Source organism: Neorhizobium sp. CSC1952 (genome assembly GCF_030378245.1).
GTDB classification, from domain to species: Bacteria; Pseudomonadota; Alphaproteobacteria; order Rhizobiales; family Rhizobiaceae; genus Neorhizobium; species Neorhizobium oryzae_A.
Genome location: NZ_CP128416.1, coordinates 101253 through 119583, shown reverse-complemented (window position 1 = coordinate 119583; position 18331 = coordinate 101253). Strand labels below are relative to the sequence as shown.

General features: G+C 62.3%; 14 protein-coding genes. All 14 read left to right on the top strand.

The annotated features are described in order from the left end of the window. Window positions 1-37: 37 nt before the first annotated feature. The 14 genes from QTA58_RS00655 to dnaE all read left to right on the top strand — a co-directional run bounded on the left by QTA58_RS00655 (window position 38) and on the right by dnaE (window position 18324). On the top strand, window positions 38-652 hold the full coding sequence (locus tag QTA58_RS00655; protein ID WP_085423061.1) for an NADH-quinone oxidoreductase subunit J: 615 nt from the start codon (window positions 38-40) through the stop codon (window positions 650-652). Window positions 653-674: 22 nt separating this feature from the next. Further along, window positions 675-983 carry an NADH-quinone oxidoreductase subunit NuoK gene (nuoK, locus tag QTA58_RS00650; protein ID WP_085423062.1) on the top strand — a complete coding sequence of 103 codons (309 nt, stop codon included), beginning with the start codon at window positions 675-677 and terminating at the stop codon, window positions 981-983. A gap of 7 nt (window positions 984-990) precedes the next feature. Then, entirely contained in the window at window positions 991-2991 is a 2001-nt protein-coding gene (gene nuoL, locus QTA58_RS00645) for an NADH-quinone oxidoreductase subunit L (protein ID WP_289671303.1), read from the top strand. Then, entirely contained in the window at window positions 2991-4502 is a 1512-nt protein-coding gene (locus QTA58_RS00640) for an NADH-quinone oxidoreductase subunit M (RefSeq protein ID WP_289671302.1), read from the top strand. The genes nuoL and QTA58_RS00640 overlap by 1 nt, the downstream gene beginning before the upstream one ends. 18 nt (window positions 4503-4520) lie before the next feature. Then, entirely contained in the window at window positions 4521-5963 is a 1443-nt protein-coding gene (nuoN, locus tag QTA58_RS00635; RefSeq protein WP_289671301.1) for an NADH-quinone oxidoreductase subunit NuoN, read from the top strand. A gap of 2 nt (window positions 5964-5965) precedes the next feature. Further along, window positions 5966-6736: a biotin--[acetyl-CoA-carboxylase] ligase gene (locus QTA58_RS00630; protein ID WP_289671300.1), complete on the top strand. Its 771-nt coding sequence runs from the start codon at window positions 5966-5968 to the stop codon at window positions 6734-6736. 8 nt (window positions 6737-6744) lie between these two features. Continuing rightward, window positions 6745-8412 (top strand): ribonuclease J, encoded by a 1668-nt coding sequence (locus QTA58_RS00625; RefSeq protein ID WP_289671299.1) that lies wholly within the window; start codon window positions 6745-6747, stop codon window positions 8410-8412. A 258-nt stretch (window positions 8413-8670) separates the two neighbouring features. Continuing rightward, the gene (mce, locus tag QTA58_RS00620) at window positions 8671-9075 is read left to right on the top strand and encodes a methylmalonyl-CoA epimerase (protein ID WP_289671298.1); all 405 of its coding nucleotides are present in this window, start codon (window positions 8671-8673) and stop codon (window positions 9073-9075) included. 260 nt (window positions 9076-9335) lie between these two features. Continuing rightward, entirely contained in the window at window positions 9336-9605 is a 270-nt protein-coding gene (locus QTA58_RS00615; RefSeq protein WP_289671297.1) for a DUF1467 family protein, read from the top strand. Between the two features lie 558 nt (window positions 9606-10163). Then, entirely contained in the window at window positions 10164-11489 is a 1326-nt protein-coding gene (gene proS, locus QTA58_RS00610) for a proline--tRNA ligase (RefSeq protein ID WP_289671296.1), read from the top strand. A 115-nt stretch (window positions 11490-11604) separates the two neighbouring features. Beyond that, window positions 11605-12915: a lipoprotein-releasing ABC transporter permease subunit gene (locus QTA58_RS00605; protein ID WP_289671295.1), complete on the top strand. Its 1311-nt coding sequence runs from the start codon at window positions 11605-11607 to the stop codon at window positions 12913-12915. A gap of 21 nt (window positions 12916-12936) precedes the next feature. Continuing rightward, window positions 12937-13620 carry an ABC transporter ATP-binding protein gene (locus QTA58_RS00600; protein ID WP_085423071.1) on the top strand — a complete coding sequence of 228 codons (684 nt, stop codon included), beginning with the start codon at window positions 12937-12939 and terminating at the stop codon, window positions 13618-13620. Between the two features lie 156 nt (window positions 13621-13776). Continuing rightward, complete coding sequence (locus QTA58_RS00595; RefSeq protein WP_289671294.1) at window positions 13777-14490, top strand: phosphatase PAP2 family protein; 714 nt, start codon at window positions 13777-13779, stop codon at window positions 14488-14490. A 336-nt stretch (window positions 14491-14826) separates the two neighbouring features. Next, window positions 14827-18324 (top strand): DNA polymerase III subunit alpha, encoded by a 3498-nt coding sequence (gene dnaE, locus QTA58_RS00590; RefSeq protein ID WP_289671293.1) that lies wholly within the window; start codon window positions 14827-14829, stop codon window positions 18322-18324. The last annotated feature ends 7 nt before the right edge of the window (window positions 18325-18331 follow it).

Below are 18331 nucleotides of genomic sequence, written 5' to 3'. Positions count from 1 at the left end.
TCCGCCCCGGTCCCGGTGAGGACGAAAAGGCACCACGATGGGTCTGCAGGCTATCTTCTTCTATCTCTTTGCGTTCGTCGCGGTGGCGTCGGCGTTCATGGTCATCTCGGCCAGGAACCCGGTCCACTCGGTGCTCTTCCTCATCCTGGTCTTCTTCAACGCGGCGGGTCTCTTCCTGCTGACCGGCGCCGAATTCCTGGCGATGATCCTCCTGGTCGTCTATATCGGCGCGGTCGCGGTCCTCTTCCTCTTCGTCGTCATGATGCTCGACATCGACTTCGCGGAACTGCGCTCCGGCGTGCTGCAATATGCGCCGATCGGCATCCTGATCGGCCTCATCGTCGCGGCCGAGCTCATCGTCGTCATCGGCGGCAGTGTTCTGACCACGGATGCGGCGCGGGCGATCACCATGCCGATCCCCAATCCGGCGGAACGCACCAATACGGCCGCGCTCGGCGACGTGCTCTATACGAATTACGTCTACTTCTTCCAGATCGCCGGCCTGGTGCTTCTGGTGGCGATGATCGGCGCCATCGTATTGACGCTGCGTCACCGCACCAACATCAAGCGGCAGGATATTTCCAGGCAGGTGGCCCGTACGCCCGCGACCGCCGTCGAGGTGGTCAAGGTCAAGCCGGGCCAGGGCGTCTGAGACAGGGAACAGGAATAGAAAAATGGAAATCGGACTTTCCCATTATCTCACGGTCAGCGCCATCCTCTTCATCCTCGGCGTTTTCGGCATCTTCCTGAACCGCAAGAACGTCATCATCATCCTGATGTCGGTGGAGCTCATTCTGCTCTCGGTCAACCTCAACATGGTGGCCTTCTCCTCCTTCCTGAACGACATCGTCGGCCAGGTCTTCGCATTGTTCATTCTGACCGTCGCGGCCGCCGAAGCCGCCATCGGTCTTGCAATTCTCGTCGTCTTCTACCGCAACCGCGGTTCGATCGCCGTCGAAGACGTCAATATGATGAAGGGCTGATCGGGTCATGATCTACCAGGCTATCGTCTTCCTTCCCCTGATCGGCTTCCTCATCGCCGGCCTCTTCGGCCGCCAGATCGGCGCCAAGACGTCCGAATACGTCACCAGCGGCCTGATGGTCGTCGCGGCCGTTCTGTCCTGGATCGTCTTCTTCAACGTCGCGCTCGCCCACGGCGAAGCCGGCGAGGTCATCAAGGTTCCGGTGATGCGCTGGATCCAGTCCGGCGGCATCGATGTCGAGTGGGCTTTCCGGATCGATACGCTGACGGCGGTCATGTTCGTGGTCGTCAACACGGTCTCGTCGCTGGTGCATATCTATTCGATCGGCTACATGCACCATGACCCGCACCGGCCGCGCTTCTTCGCCTATCTGTCGCTCTTCACCTTCGCGATGCTGATGCTCGTCACGTCGGACAACCTTGCCCAGATGTTCTTCGGCTGGGAAGGCGTGGGTCTGGCGTCCTATCTTCTCATCGGTTTCTGGTACAAGAAGCCCTCGGCCTCCGCCGCAGCGATGAAGGCCTTCATCGTCAACCGTGTCGGCGATTTCGGCTTCGTGCTCGGCATTGCCGGCGTCTTCGTGCTCTTCGGCTCGATCAGCTTCGAGACGATCTTCGCCGCCGCCGCTACCTATCTGCCGGCCGAAGGGTCGCCGGAAGCGGGGCAGGCGATCGTCAACATCTTCGGCCTGCAGCTCGACAAGGCGGGCGCGATGACCGTCGTCTGCCTGCTGCTCTTCATGGGGGCGATGGGTAAGTCGGCACAGTTCCTGCTGCACACCTGGCTGCCGGACGCCATGGAAGGCCCGACCCCGGTCTCAGCCCTCATCCATGCCGCGACCATGGTCACCGCCGGCGTGTTCCTGGTCGCCCGCATGTCGCCGCTCTTCGAACTGTCGCATGACGCGCTGCTCGTGGTGACGATCATCGGGGCGATCACCGCCTTCTTCGCGGCGACCGTCGGCCTCGTCCAGAACGACATCAAGCGCGTCATCGCCTATTCCACCTGCTCGCAGCTCGGCTACATGTTCGTGGCGCTCGGGGTAGGGGCGTATGGGGCGGCGATCTTCCACCTCTTCACGCACGCCTTCTTCAAGGCGCTGCTGTTCCTGGGCGCCGGCTCGGTCATCCATGCCGTCGATGGCGAGCAGGACATGCGCTACATGGGCGGGCTCAGGAAGCACATCCCGATCACCTTCTGGATGATGACGATCGGCACGCTGGCGCTGACCGGCGTCGGCATCCCCGGCACGATGATCGGCTTTGCCGGCTTCTTCTCCAAGGACGTGATCATCGAGAGCGCCTTCGCCTCCCATTCGGTGGCTTCGGGCTTCGCCTTCACGCTGCTGGTCATCGCTGCTCTCTTCACCAGCTTCTATTCCTGGCGTCTCGCCTTCCTGACCTTCTTCGGCAAGCCGCGCGCGTCCGCCGACGTGATGCACCACGTGCATGAATCGCCGGCGGTCATGCTGGTTCCGCTCTACATCCTCGGCATCGGCGCGGTTCTCGCCGGCGTGATCTTCGAAGGCTATTTCTTCGGCCATGAATATGCAGAGTTCTGGAAGGGCGCGCTGTTCACCCTGCCGGAAAACGAGATCCTCGAGGAGTTCCACCACGTGCCGCTGCTGGTGAAGTGGAGCCCGTTCATCGCCATGGCGATCGGCTTCGTCACCGCCTGGTACTTCTATATCAAGTCGCCGGAAACGCCCCGCCGTCTCGCCGCGTCGCAGAGGGTTCTCTACGAATTCCTGCTCAACAAGTGGTATTTCGACGAAATCTACGACTTCCTCTTCGTCCGCTCCGCCAAGGCGCTTGGCCGGTTCCTGTGGCAGAAGGGTGATATCGGCGTCATCGATACCTACGGCCCGAACGGCGTTGCCGCCCGCGTGGTCGACGTCACCAGCCGGGTCGTCAAGCTGCAGTCCGGTTATCTCTATCACTATGCGTTCGCGATGCTGATCGGCATCGCCGCCCTCGTCACCTGGATGATGCTCGGGAGCTCAATGTAATGACCGACTGGCCAATTCTCTCGACGGTCACCTTTCTGCCGCTGGTCGGCGTTCTTCTGCTGCTTCTGACGCGGGAGGACGGGCCCCATGGCCGCCGCAACATCCTGAACGTCTCGCTATTCACGACGGTTTTCACCTTCGTCGTCTCGCTCTTCATCTGGATCGGCTTCGACAATTCGAACCCCGGCTTCCAGATGGTCGAGAAGCATGCCTGGCTCGGCACCGGCATCTCCTACCATCTCGGCGTCGACGGCATCTCCATGCTGTTCGTCATCCTGACGACCTTCCTGATGCCCTTCTGCGTGCTGGCGAGCTGGGAATCGGTCGAGAAGCGCCTCAAGGAATACATGATCGCCTTCCTGCTCCTGGAAGTGGTCATGGTCGGCGTCTTCGTCTCGCTCGATATCGTGCTCTTCTATGTCTTCTTCGAAGCGACCCTCATCCCGATGTTCGTCATCATCGGCGTCTGGGGCGGCAAGGATCGCGTCTACGCCTCCTACAAGTTCTTCCTCTATACGCTGCTCGGCTCGGTGCTGATGATGCTCGCCATCATGGCGATGTATTGGCAGGCCGGCACGACCGACATTACCGAACTCCTGAAATACGGTTTCCCGGCCGGCATGCAGACCTGGCTGTGGCTCGCCTGCTTTGCGGCCTTCTCGGTCAAGATGCCGATGTGGCCGGTCCATACCTGGCTTCCGGACGCGCACGTCCAGGCTCCGACCGCGGGTTCTGTCATCCTGGCGGGCGTCATGCTGAAGCTCGGCGGCTATGGTTTCGTACGCTTCTCGCTTGCGATGTTCCCGCTGGCGTCGGACTATTTCGCGCCCTTCGTCTTCACGCTGTCGGTGCTCGCCATCATCTACACCTCGCTGGTGGCGATGATGCAGGTCGACATCAAGAAGCTGATCGCCTATTCGTCCGTCGCGCACATGGGCTATGTCACCATGGGCATCTTCGCGGCGAACGTTCAGGGTCTCCAGGGCGCGCTCTTCCAGATGCTGTCGCACGGCATCGTCTCCGGCGCGCTCTTCCTCTGCGTCGGCGTCGTCTATGACCGGCTGCACACCCGCGAGATCGCGGCCTATGGCGGCCTCGTCAACAACATGCCGAAATATGCCGTCGCCTTCATGATCTTCACGATGGCGAATGTCGGCCTGCCGGGCACGTCCGGTTTCGTCGGCGAGTTCCTGACGATCATCGGCGTCTTCCGGGTCAACACTTGGGTGGCGCTCTTCGCGGCGACCGGCGTCATCCTGTCGGCCTCCTATGCGCTCTGGCTCTACCGCCGGGTGATCTTCGGCGCGCTGGAGAAGGAAAGCCTGAAGGCGCTGCTCGACCTTTCCGCCCGCGAAAAGCTCATCCTCTATCCGCTGATCGCCATCACCATCTTCTACGGCTTCTATCCGGCCCCGATCTTCGATGCGACGGCTGCCTCGGTGGATCAGCTGGTGAACAATTATTCCGCAGCCCTGCAGGCGGCGAAAGACCTTGCACTCAACGTGCACTGAGACGGGACACGACTGGACATGACCGCTGAACTACTTTCCCTCAGCCTGCAACTCTCCATGCCGGAGATCATCCTGGCCGTGGGCGCGCTCGCTCTCCTGATGATCGGCGTCTTCTCCGGTGAGAAGTCCGGACCGCTGGTGACGGGGCTTGCGGTGGCGCTGCTGGCCGTCGCCGGCCTCTGGCTGATCTTCATGCCGGGCGAAGGCGAAGCCTATGGCGGTGCCTTCCTGCTCGATCCCTTCGCCCGTTTCATGAAGGTCCTCGCGCTGATCGGCTCGATCGTCGCGATGGTCATGTCGGTCGGCAGCGGCCGGTCCGATCAGCTCGACCGTTTCGAGTTTCCGGTCCTGCTGGTGCTCTCCACCCTCGGCATGCTGCTGCTGATTTCGGCGAACGATCTGATCGCCTTCTATCTCGCGCTCGAATTGATGTCGCTGGCGCTCTATGTCGTCGCCGCCTTCAACCGCGACAGCGTGCGCTCGACCGAAGCGGGCCTGAAATATTTCGTCCTCGGCGCGCTGTCCTCGGGCATGATGCTTTACGGCATGTCGCTGGTCTACGGCTTCACCGGCAACACCGGTTTCGACGAGATCGCCGGCGTCCTCTCCGCCGAGACGCGTCATATGGGCCTCATCTTCGGGATGGTCTTCGTGCTCGCCGGCGCCTGCTTCAAGATCTCGGCCGTGCCGTTCCACATGTGGACGCCGGACGTCTATGAAGGCGCCCCGACGCCGGTCACCGCCTTCTTTGCCGCCGGCCCGAAGGTCGCCGCGATGGCGATCCTCGTCCGTATCGTGTCGGAGGCCTTCCTGCCGATCGTCGCCGACTGGCGCCAGATCATCGTCTTCGTGTCGATCGCCTCCATGCTGCTCGGCTCGTTCGCTGCGATCGGACAGCGCAACATCAAGCGCCTGATGGCCTATTCCTCGATCGGCCACATGGGCTATGCGCTCGTCGGCCTTGCGGCGGGCACCGAGACCGGCGTCTCCGGGGTCGCGCTCTACATGGCCATCTACATGGTCATGACGCTTGGTACGTTTGCCTGCATCATGGCGATGCGCCGCAAGGAAGGCGGCAATGTCGAGAATGTCGACGATCTCGCCGGTCTTTCGTCGACCAAGCCCTTCATGGCGGTCGTGCTGACGGCGCTGATGTTCTCCATGGCCGGCATTCCGCCGCTCGCGGGCTTCTTCGCCAAGTATTTCGTCTTCGTGGCGGCGATCGAGGCGAAGCTTTACGCGCTGGCGATCATCGGCGTTATCTCGTCGGTCATCGGCGCCTATTATTACCTGCGCATCGTCAAGCTGATGTGGTTCGACGAGGCCAAGGGCGAGTTCGCCCGCATCTCCGGCGAACTGCGCCTGGTCTTCGGTCTTTCCGGCCTCTTCGTCACGGCCTATGTGCTGTTCGGCGGTCCGATCGGCACGGCCGCGAACGCGGCCGCCAAGTCCTTCTTCTGAGAATGACGGATCCAAGGGGACGCTTCTCGCTCGATGCCTTTCGCCACGAAGCTCTGAGCGAGATTGGCTCCACCAATAGCGAATGTCTCGCCCGCGCCCGCGCGGGCGATTCCGGTTTGTTATGGATTACCGCGGGCCGGCAGCTCACCGGCCGCGGCCGGCGCGGCAGGGCCTGGACCTCGGAACCCGGCAATCTCTACGCCTCCCTGCTGCTCATCGATCCGGCGCCTGCCGAGCGCATCGCCTCGCTGCCGCTGGCGGTTGCGGTGGCCGTGCATGCGGCGATCCGTTCCGTGCTGCCGCCTGGCGGCGAGCCGCTGGAGGTCAAATGGCCGAACGATATCCTGATCGGCCGCAAGAAGACCTGCGGCATTCTTCTGGAAGGCGAGGCCCTGCCGGACGGCCGCCGCGCGCTGGTGATCGGGATCGGCATCAATATCCGCCATATGCCTGATGACGCCCCCTATGGCGTCACGCGGCTTGCCGATCATGGCGCGGGTGCGTCGCCGGATGAGGTTTTCGCGCATCTTTTCAGAGAGATGGCCGATGTTCTGGACGCATGGGATAAAGGACGGGGGACGGCGGAAATCAGCCGGCGCTGGCGCAAGGTCGCCTGCGGCATCGGTGAAAAAATCACCGTGAACCTGACGGACCGCTCGCTTGTTGGAACATTCACGGGTATCGATGATAGGGGATTTCTGATGCTCGACACCGGCGAGGGCGCTCCGATGCCGATCGCCGCCGGTGATGTATTTTTTGAAAGAACGGATTAAGAGAAGAAATGGCAAACCAAGAAGAACTGGTGTTTCTGCCGCTTGGCGGCGTGGGCGAGATCGGCATGAACCTCGCCCTTTACGGCTATGGTGCGCCGGAGAAACGCCAGTGGATCATGGTCGATTGCGGCGTCACCTTTCCCGGACCGGAACTGCCGGGCGTCGATCTGGTGCTGCCGGATATCCGTTACCTCGCAAGCCAGCGCCAGAACCTCAAGGCAATGATCATCACCCATGCGCACGAGGATCACTACGGCGCGATGAACGACCTCTGGCCGGGCCTCAACGTGCCGGTCTATGCCTCGCCGTTTACCGCCGGCATGCTGGAGGCGAAGCGCGACTACGAAGGCTCGCGCGCCGATATCCCGGTCACGATCTTCAAGGCCGGCGACCGTATCACGGTCGGCCCGTTCGAGATCGAAGCGGTTGGCGTCAACCACTCCATCCCCGAGCCCATGTCGCTGGTCATCCGCACGCCGCTCGGCAATGTCGTCCATACCGGCGACTGGAAGATCGATCACGCCCCTTCGCTCGGCCCGGTCACCGACGAGGCCCGCTTCCGGGCGCTGGGCGACGAGGGCGTTCTGGCACTCATGTGCGACAGCACCAATGCGTTGCGCGAAGGCATATCTCCCTCGGAGGAGGAGGTGTCGGAAGGCCTGCGCAAGATCATCGAGGAAGCCGAGGGCAGGGTGGCGATCACCACTTTTTCCTCCAATGTTGGCCGCATCCGCTCGGTTGCCCAGGCCGCCGAAGCCGCCGGCCGCGAAGTGCTGCTGCTCGGCAGTTCCCTGAAACGCGTCGTCGATGTCGCCCGCGACATCGGTATCATGGAGGGGCTGAAGCCCTTCATCGCCGAGGACGAATACGGTTATATCCCGCGCGACAAGGTCGTCGTCATCCTGACCGGCAGCCAGGGCGAGCCGCGCGCGGCCCTTGCCAAGATTGCCCGTGACGAGATGCGCAACGTGGCGCTGGCATCCGGCGATACGGTGGTGTTCTCCTCGCGCACCATTCCCGGCAACGAGAAGGCGATCATCGAGATCAAGAACGGCTTGATCGAGCAGGGCATCAAGGTGGTGACGGATTCGGATGCCCTGGTGCACGTCTCCGGCCATCCGCGCCGCAACGAACTCCTGAAGATGTACGAATGGACCCGGCCGCAGATCCTCGTGCCGGTGCATGGCGAGGCCGCGCATCTGACGGCCCAGGCGGAGCTCGGCGCATCCGCCGGCATCAAGACCATTCCGCGCGTCCGCAACGGCGATATCCTGCGGCTTGCACCCGGGCCGGCCGAGGTGATCGATGAGGCGCCGCACGGCCGCATCTTCAAGGACGGCAAGCTGATCGGTGATTTCGACGAGATGGGCATCGGCGACCGCCGCAAGCTCTCCTTCGTGGGGCACGTTTCGGTGAACATCCTGCTCGACAATCGCTATGACTTCCTGACCGATCCCGACGTCGTTGCCTTCGGGCTTCCGGAGTTCGACGACGAAGGCGAGGACATGGAGGACACGCTCTATGATGCGGTGCTCGGCGCGGTCGAAAGCATTCCGCGCGCCCGCCGCAAGGATCTCGACATGCTGCGCGAAGCCGTCCGCCGGGCGGTGCGCGCCGCCGCCAACGAGGCCTGGGGCAAGAAGCCGGTCGTGACGGTGTTTGTGACGAGGCTGTAGCCGATCTGGAGTGAGGATTTGCGCATGGGGAGGAAGACAGTGCGGCAGACCGATCTCCCCCCTTGTGGGGGAGATGCCCGGCAGGGCAGAGGGGGGTATCGTCTCGACACCTTGTCTTCTTTTTCCTTTGCCGCGCCGTTGCCACCCCCCTCTGTCACCTTCGGTGACATCTCCCCCTCAAGGGGGGAGATCGTTGGGAGTTTGCTGCAGCGCTTCACGTCCCCTTGTGCGATTGCTCTGCATCGGGGGAGGTGAACCATGCTCGGACGCGTCAACCACATCGCCATCGCCGTGCCGGATCTCGCCGCCGCCACCGCGACCTATCGCGACACGCTCGGCGCGCGCGTTTCCCAGGCTCAGGCGCTGCCGGAACATGGCGTGACGGTGGTTTTCGTGGAGCTTTCCAACACCAAGGTGGAACTTCTGGAGCCGCTTGGTGCCGATTCCCCGATCGCAGCCTTTCTGGAGAAGAACCCGTCGGGCGGCATGCACCATATCTGCTACGAAGTGGACGACATCATTGCCGCCCGCGATAGGCTGCAGGCCTCCGGCGCTCGCGTGCTCGGCGACGGGGAGCCGAAGACCGGCGCCCATGGCAAGCCGGTGCTCTTCCTGCATCCCAAGGATTTTTGCGGCACGCTGGTCGAGCTGGAGCAGGTGTGAGCCTGGGTATTTTCAATTCGCCGGCGCTCTAACCTCTCCTCGCATGCGGGGAGAGGGACGTGCCAGGCCGTGCCTTCGAGATTGGGGATGCCGGTGCGGCATATTTCCTTCTCCCCGCTGGCGGGGAGAAGGTGGCGGCAGCCGGATGGGGCGGCCTCATCAGCCGAGCCGGCCTGCGGCATCGCGTCCCCTCGGCTCCGTTTGAGCTTGCCGGCCTTTCGGCCTATAACGCCGCTCTGAACAGAAACCGGAACCCATTCATGTCGTTGCTGACGATCGCCGCAATCTATTTCATCCTCTGGTGGACGGTGCTCTTCATCGTCCTGCCGCTCGGCTACCGCAGCCAGCGGGAAGATGGCGAGGTGACTGCCGGAACGGTCGAGAGTGCGCCCGCGAAATTCCGCGGCGGCCGCGTCGTGCTTCTGACGACGGTGATTTCGGCAGTGCTTTATGCGGCCTATCATGTCGCCTCGACCTATTTCGGCTTCGGCGTTGCCGACATCCCGGTCATCGTGCCGGATTTCAAATAGATCAGTCTGGCGGAGAAGGCTGTCATCTGCCTGTCATCAATCGCAGGCATAGGAGACGCCGATAGAGAGGACGCCATGTTCTGGCGTGTCCCTCAAGAAAGCAAAAAAAAAACAAGGCGGTGAAGCCTTGTTTTCTAGTTTCGCGTGATCCTTCACCGTTGCCGGGGCAGCGAATAAACGCGCCTAAGATCTGATCCTCCCAAGACTTGACCGCGAAATGGCAAGAATTTGAACTCCTTGCCTCTTTTGTGAGCTGAACCTAGCTCAAAGGTTGGGCTTTGTCACTCGATTTTTTTGTATTTTTGCTACACTCGGACAAAATTTTTCAGTTGACAAAAATGTCGCACGCTCGCCACGAAATTTCCACTTTTTGCGGGTCTGCCGGTATTCGTCCAAACTTGCGCCCACGTGCCGCCAAGATCGTGAACATCGCGTGATTCCTGCGGGAGCGGGTTCCCTTGAGAGCCCGGAACGGCTATGTACCGCACGCAATATTACTCAAGAAGTGGCCGATTCCCGACGTTGCGAGGATAGGCCTGGCAACTCTCGGAAATCTCGATGCGCCTCTCCCGCTATTTCATGCCCATCCTGAAGGAAAACCCCAAGGAAGCGGAAATCGTGTCCCACCGGCTGATGCTGCGTGCCGGCATGATTCGCCAGCAGAGCCAGGGCATTTACTCCTGGCTGCCGCTCGGCAAGCGGGTGCTCGACAAGGTCAATGCCATCATCCGCGAGGAGCAGAACCGCTCCGGCGCCATCGAACTCCTCATGCCGACGCTGCAATCCGCCGAACTCTGGCAGGAGAGCGGCCGCTATGACGCCTATGGCAAGGAAATGCTGCGCATCAAGGACCGGCAGGACCGGCCGATGCTCTACGGCCCCACCAACGAGGAGATGATCACGGACATTTTCCGGTCCTACGTCAAATCCTACAAGAACCTGCCGCTCAACCTCTACCATATCCAGCTGAAGTTCCGCGACGAGATCCGCCCCCGTTTCGGCACCATGCGCTCGCGCGAGTTCCTGATGAAGGACGCCTATTCCTTCGATCTCACGAAGGAGGGGGCCGAACATTCCTACCGCAAGATGTTCGCGGCCTATCTGCGCACCTTCTCGCGGCTTGGGCTCAGGGCGATCCCGATGCGCGCCGATACCGGCCCGATCGGCGGCAACCTCTCGCACGAGTTCATCATCCTCGCCGATACGGGTGAATCGGAAGTCTTCTCTCACAAGGATTTCGTCAATTTCGACATCCCCGGCATCGACACCAATTTCGATGATGTCGATGCGATGAAGGCGATCTTCGACAAGTGGACCTCGGTCTACGCCGCGACGTCGGAAATGCATGACGAGGCGGCCTTCAACGCCATTCCCGAAGCGGACCGGCTTTCCGCCCGCGGCATCGAGGTCGGCCACATCTTCTATTTCGGCACCAAATACTCCGAGCCGATGGGTGCGAAGGTCCAGGGGCCGGACGGCAAGGAGCACCTTGTCCACATGGGTTCCTACGGCATCGGCCCGACCCGCCTTGTTCCCGCCATCATCGAAGCATCGCATGACGAGAACGGAATCATCTGGCCGGCTTCCGTGGCGCCCTTCGACGTCGTGGTGATCAACATGAAGCCCGGCGACGATGCCTGCGACCGTCTCTGCGAGACCCTCTACGGCGGCCTTTCGACGGTCGGCAAGGACTTGCTCTACGACGACACGGACGAGCGCGCCGGCACCAAGTTCGCGACCGCCGATCTGATCGGCGTGCCGGTTCAGGTGATCGTCGGACCCCGTTCCGCCGCCTCGGGCGAGGTGGAGGTCAAGGACCGCAAGACGGGCGAGCGCGAGACGTTGACCCTCGAAGCGGCCATGAACAGGCTCGCCGGCCGATAACCGGCGAGGCCGGTGGGAGCAATTCCAGGAAAAGTGTGCAGCGGTTTTCCGTCCGGAATTGAGACAAGGCAAAGCGACAAGGCGGAATTCCCCGCCGGCAGGTTGAGGAAACGGCATGGCGAGCGTCGCAACGAATGGTGAAGCGGAAAAGGCAGGGCAGCAATCGCCTTCGGCCGGCCCCTTCTCGGCCTTCGAGCGCATGGTCGCCTGGCGTTACCTGCGTTCGCGCCGTCGCGAAGCCTTCATCTCCGTCATTGCCGGCTTTTCCTTCATCGGCATCATGCTCGGGGTCGCCACCCTCATCATCGTCATGGCGGTGATGAACGGGTTCCGCACCGAGCTGATCTCCCGCATTTTGGGCATCAACGGCCATATGATCGTCCAGCCGATCGACGGGCCGCTCACCGATTACGCCGAGCTTACGCAGAAATTCGCCGCCGTGCCGGGCGTCAAGATGGCGCTGCCGCTGGTGGAAGGCCAGACGCTCGCTTCGGGTCGCGGCGGTGCAGGCTCCGGCGCGCTGGTGCGCGGTGTGCGTCCGGAGGATATCGAAAAGCTCACCGAGGTGGCCGGCAACGTTAAGTCGGGCGATCTGGTCGGCTTCGCCTCGGGGGAGGGCGTGCTGGTCGGCTCGCGGCTCGCGGCGCAGCTCGGATTGGGCGCCGGAGACCAGATCACGCTGATCTCGCCGGAAGGCGACGTGACGCCCATGGGCGTCAATCCCCGCGTCAAGTCCTATACGATCTCCGGCATATTCGAGATCGGCATGTCGGAATATGACGCGACGATCATCTACATGCCGCTGGAGGAATCGCAGCTCTATTTCAATGCCGACGGCATCGTGCAGTCGATCGAACTCTTCATCGACAATCCCGACAATGTCGACGGCATCCGGCCGCTGGTCGAAGCTGCCGCCGGCCGGCAGATCTTCATCACCGACTGGCGCCAGCGCAACCAGACCTTCTTCTCCGCCCTGCAGGTGGAGCGCAACGTGATGTTCATGATCCTGACGCTGATCGTGCTGGTCGCCGCGCTCAACATCATCTCCGGCCTCATCATGCTGGTGAAGGACAAGGGCAGCGATATCGCGATCCTGCGCACCATGGGCGCCGGTTCCGGCGCGATCATGCGCATCTTCTTCATGACCGGGGCTGCGATCGGCATCGTCGGGACCGTCGCCGGCGTGCTTCTGGGCGTCGTCGTCTGCCTCAATATCGAATCGATCCGCCAGTTCTTCTCCTGGCTTTCGGGCACGGTTCTCTTCGATCCGGAGCTCTATTTCCTGAGCCAGCTGCCGGCCGAGATGAGCTTCCGCGAGACGCTGTCGGTGGTCATCATGGCGCTGGCGCTCTCCTTCATGGCCACCATCTTCCCCGCATGGCGGGCCTCCAAGCTGGACCCTGTCCAGGCCCTCCGCTACGAATAGAGAATAGGATCCGCATCCTTCATGGCACGCAAACCCGTCTTGCAGCTCTCGGGCGTCGAACGTCACTACGGCCAGGGCGAGACCATGCTTTCGATCCTGAAGGGCGCCGATTTCGAGCTCAACAGCGGCGAGATCGTCGCGCTGGTGGCTCCCTCCGGCACGGGCAAATCGACGCTGCTGCATCTTGCCGGCCTGCTCGAGCATCCGGACGGCGGCGAGGTCTTCGTCGGCGGTCAGCCCTGCAACGGTCTCCCGGACAACGAGCGCACCGCGATCCGCCGTTCCGAGATCGGTTTCGTCTACCAGTTCCACCATCTTCTCCCGGAATTCTCGGCGCTCGAGAACATCATGATGCCGCAGCTGATCTCCGGGCTTTCGAAGGCTGAGGCGAAGGAGCGGGCGGCCCAGCTTCTCGACTACATGCGCATCGGCCACCGCGCCGACCACCGCCCGGCCGAGCTTTCCGGTGGCGAGCAGCAGCGCGTGGCGATCGCCCGCGCAGTCGCCAATGCGCCGCGCGTGCTCCTGGCCGACGAGCCGACCGGCAATCTCGACCCGAAGACGGCATCCTATGTCTTCGACGCACTGGAGGCGCTGGTGCGCCAGTCCGGCCTTGCGGCGCTGATCGCCACCCACAACCACGAGCTCGCCGGGCGTATGGACCGCCGCGTCACGATCGAAGGCGGCAAGGTCGCGGAAATGTAGAGGCTGGCCCGCGCCGGCATGGTCTGACGGCCAAAAAGTCAGGCGTCGCGGTTGATGCGGTGGCCCTTCGGTCCCTATCTGTTGGAAACGGTCGGTCTTTATCGTGTTCCGCGCGGGTCAGACCGGCGGCGTATTCGGCAGAAACGAAAGGACACCATGGCCTTCCACTCCCGCGTCAGACAAAAGATCGTCGAAAGGTTCATGACGTTCGAGCCGATCGGCCTGACGATGTTCGCATTGCTGGCCGGCGGCCTGTTGCTGTTCTTCAGCCTGACCGGCGAGGTTCTGGAAGGGGAGACGCGTGCGTTCGATGAGCGCATCCTGCTTGCCTTGCGCAGCGCCGACGACCTGTCCGCACCGATCGGCCCCTATTGGCTGAACCATGCCATGGGCGATATCACTGCGCTCGGCGGTACGACGGTGCTGTCGTTGATGACGGTATTGGGGACCACCTATCTTCTGCTGGCGCGGCAGAAGGCCATTGCCGCCTTCATGTTCCTGTCGATCCTGGGCGGCTGGCTTGTGAGCAACGCGTTGAAGCTCGGCGTGGCGCGCCCACGGCCGGACATCGTCCCGCATCTGGTGGAAGTCTATGACCTCAGCTTTCCGAGCGGGCATGCGATGCTTTCCGCCGTCACCTACCTCACTCTCGGGGCGCTGCTGTCGCGGGCGCAGCCCTACCGGTCGACACGGATTTTTCTGATCTTCGCGGCCATCTTCCTGACATCGCTCATCGGGCTCAGCCGCGTCTATCTCGGCGTCCACTATCCGACCGACGTGCTCGGAGGCTGGTGCGCCGGGGCGACCTGGGCGCTGGGCTGCTGGATGATCGCAAGGCGCTTCATCTCTGCAAAACCTGCCGGTGAATGAGAGGGCCCGGGCCGGCGCGCCGGCTCGATCTTAACCATAATCGCGATTCCGTGTTTCTTGTTTTGTTCTCTTGTTGACTCTCAAACAAAATGAGAACAAAGTAAAAACATAAAGGAACACGGGAGACGACGATGACTGACATTCTTCGTGACATTGCCGCATTCGCTTCCATCGCCACCTTCGTGGCCAGCCTGTCCATGATCGTCATGGCGATGTGATCCGGTTCTTCGCTCAGGCTCCGTCGTTCGAAAGAGGTTGAGCGAGGAAATCCGAACTGGACTCTCCGTCGGCCACACCGGAAAATAGCCTGATTCATGAGAATGGTAGGGTGCGGATATGGCGGACGCGGCGGACGTAAAATCGGGATCGGAAGAACTCGGGGCAACCCCGCAATTCGTCCACCTGCGCGTTCACTCCGCCTATTCCCTTCTTGAGGGCGCTCTGCCGCTGAAGAAGATCCTGTCGAAGGCGGTCGCGGACCATCAGCCTGCGATCGCGATTACCGATACCAACAATCTTTTCGTCGCGCTGGAATTCGCCCAGAAAGCGATCGGTGACGGGCTGCAGCCGATCATCGGTTGCCAGCTTTCGATCGACATGGAGGACCAGGCGGACGAGCGGCGAAACGGCCAGCAGCAGCTTGCGAAGCTGCCGGCGATCGTCGTGCTCGCTGCGACCGCCGCGGGCTACGAGAGGCTCGTCGACCTCATCAGCCGCGCTTATCTCGGCGGCGAAGGACATGGCGCCGTGCATATCCGCCGCTCCTGGCTGGAAGAGAGCGGTACGGAAGGGCTGATCGCGCTGACAGGCGCATCGAGCGGGCCGGTCGACATGGCTCTGAAGGACGGCAATGCCGCGCTCGCCGAGGCGCGTCTGTTGAAGCTGAGAGAGGCCTTCGGCGACAGGCTGTATGTGGAGCTGCAGCGCCATGGGTCCTATGACCGGCGGCACGAGCAGAAGATGGTGGCGCTGGCCTATGACCATGACCTGCCGCTGGTCGCGACGAACGAGGCCTTCTTTCCGTCGAAGGCGGATTACGACGCCCATGACGCGCTGATGGCGGTCGCCCATAACGCGATCGTCTCGGACGACAACCGCTTTCGCCTGACGCCGGATCATTATCTGAAAAGCCGGAAGGAAATGGCGGCGCTGTTTTCCGACCTGCCGGAGGCGCTGGAGAACACGGTCGAGATCGCCCGGCGCTGCTCCTTCATATTGAATACGCGCAATCCGATCCTGCCGCGCTTCACCGGCGCGACCGGTGATCAGGAGGAGGCTGAACGGGCCGAGGCGGACGAGCTGCGCCGCCAGGCGGTCGAGGGGCTGGAGGATCGCATCGCAACCCTCGGCATGACGCCCGGTTATACGGAACAGGATTATCGGGAACGTCTGGATTACGAGCTCGGCATCATCGAGCGCATGAAGTTCCCCGGCTACTTCCTGATCGTCTCGGACTTCATCAAATGGGCGAAGGTCCATAACATTCCGGTCGGCCCGGGCCGCGGGTCGGGTGCGGGCTCGCTGGTCGCTTACGCGCTGACCATTACCGACGTCGATCCGCTGCGCTTCTCGCTGCTCTTCGAACGCTTCCTCAATCCGGAACGCGTCTCGATGCCGGACTTCGACATCGACTTCTGCCAGGACCGCCGCGAAGAGGTGATCCGCTACGTGCAGCAGAAATACGGCCGCGAACAGGTGGCGCAGATCATCACCTTCGGTTCGCTGCAGGCGCGTGCCGCATTGCGCGACGTCGGCCGCGTGCTCGAGATGCCTTATGGCCAGGTCGACAAGATCTGCAAGCTGGTGCCGAACAACCCGGCCAATCCGACGCCGCTTTCGAAGGCGATCGAAGAGGAACCGAAACTGCAGGAAGAGGCCGAGAAGGAGCCGGTCGTCGCGCGCCTCCTCGACATCGCCCAGAAGATCGAAGGCCTCTACCGCCACGCCTCGACCCACGCCGCCGGCATCGTCATCGGCGACCGGCCGCTGTCGAAGCTCGTGCCGATGTACCGGGACCCGCGTTCGGACATGCCGGTCACCCAGTTCAACATGAAATGGGTGGAGCAGGCCGGCCTTGTGAAGTTCGACTTCCTGGGGCTGAAGACGCTGACGGTGCTGAAGACCGCCGTCGATTTCTGCAGGAAGCGCGGCATCGAGGTCGATCTCGCAAAGATCCCGCTGGATGATCAGAAGACCTACGAAATGCTCTCGCGCGGCGAGACGGTCGGCGTGTTCCAGGTGGAAAGTGCCGGCATGCGCAAGGCGCTGATCGGCATGCGGCCGGACTGCATCGAGGACATCATCGCGCTCGTCGCGCTCTACCGTCCGGGCCCGATGGAGAACATTCCGGTCTACAACGCCCGCAAGCACGGCGAGGAGGAGATCGAGTCGATCCATCCGATGATCGACCACCTCCTGAAGGAGACCCAAGGGGTTATCGTCTATCAGGAACAGGTCATGCAGATCGCCCAGGTGCTCTCGGGCTATTCGCTCGGAGAGGCCGACCTGCTCCGCCGCGCCATGGGCAAGAAGATCAAGGAGGAGATGGACAAGCAGCGCGCCCGTTTCGTCGATGGCGCGGTGAAGAACGGCGTCTCGAAGCCCCAGGCCGACCTGATCTTCGACCTGCTTGCCAAATTCGCGAACTACGGCTTCAACAAGTCGCACGCCGCGGCCTATGCGATCGTTTCCTACCAGACCGCCTACATGAAGGCGCATTACCCCGTCGAATTCCTGGCCGCGTCGATGACCTACGATATGTCGAACAGCGAGAAGCTGAACGACTTCCGGCAGGATGCGGGACGCCTCGGCATCGCCGTCATACCGCCTTCGGTTCAGACGTCCTACCGGCATTTCGAAACAGGCGAGAACAAGATCTATTATGCGCTCGCGGCCATCAAGGGTGTCGGTGAATCGGCCGTCGATCATATCACCGAGGTGCGCGGCGACCGGCCGTTCAAGAGCATCGAGGATTTCTGCCTCAGGATCGATCCGAAGCAGATCAACCGCCGCGTCATGGAAAGCCTGATCTCGGCCGGCGCCTTCGATTGCTTCGGCATCGATCGTGCGGAGCTCGTCGGTGGTCTCGACCGGATCATCGGTTATGCGCAGCGCGCCCAGGAGGAGAAGGTCAGCGGCCAGTCGGATTTCTTCGGCTCGTCCGCCAGCGCGGGACCCGAAAAGCTGATCCTGCCGCCTTTCAATCCCTGGACGCCCTCCGAGAAGCTGATGCGCGAATACCAGGTGCTCGGCTTCTACCTCTCGGCCCATCCGCTCGACTCTTATGCGAACATCCTTGCCAAGATGCGGGTGCAGACCTTTGCGGAATTCTCCGTCTCGGTGAAGGGAGGGGCAAGCTTCGGAAAGCTGGCGGGCACGGTGACGAGCCGTCAGGAGCGCAAGACCCGCACCGGCAACAAGATGGGCATCGTCGCCTTCTCCGACTCCTCCGGCCAGTTCGAGGCGGTCTTGTTCTCCGAAGGCCTGGCGCAGTATCGCGATCTGCTGGAACCCGGCAAATCGCTGCTCATCACCGTGCAGGCGGAAGAGCGGCCGGAAGGCATCGGATTGCGTATCCAGACGGCGCAGTCGCTGGAAGAGAAATCGGTGCAGATGCAGAAGGCGCTGCGTGTCTATGTCCGCGATTCCGGCCCGCTGAAGACGGTTGCACGGCATCTGAACGCCAAGGGCGACGGGCTCGTCTCCTTCGTGGTCATCAAGGACGACGGCAAGAGGGAGATCGAGGTGGAACTGACGGAGAAATACCGCATTTCGCCGGAGATCGCCGCGGCGCTTCGCGCGGCCCCCGGCGTCCTCGATGTCGAGCTGGTTTGATCGCTGA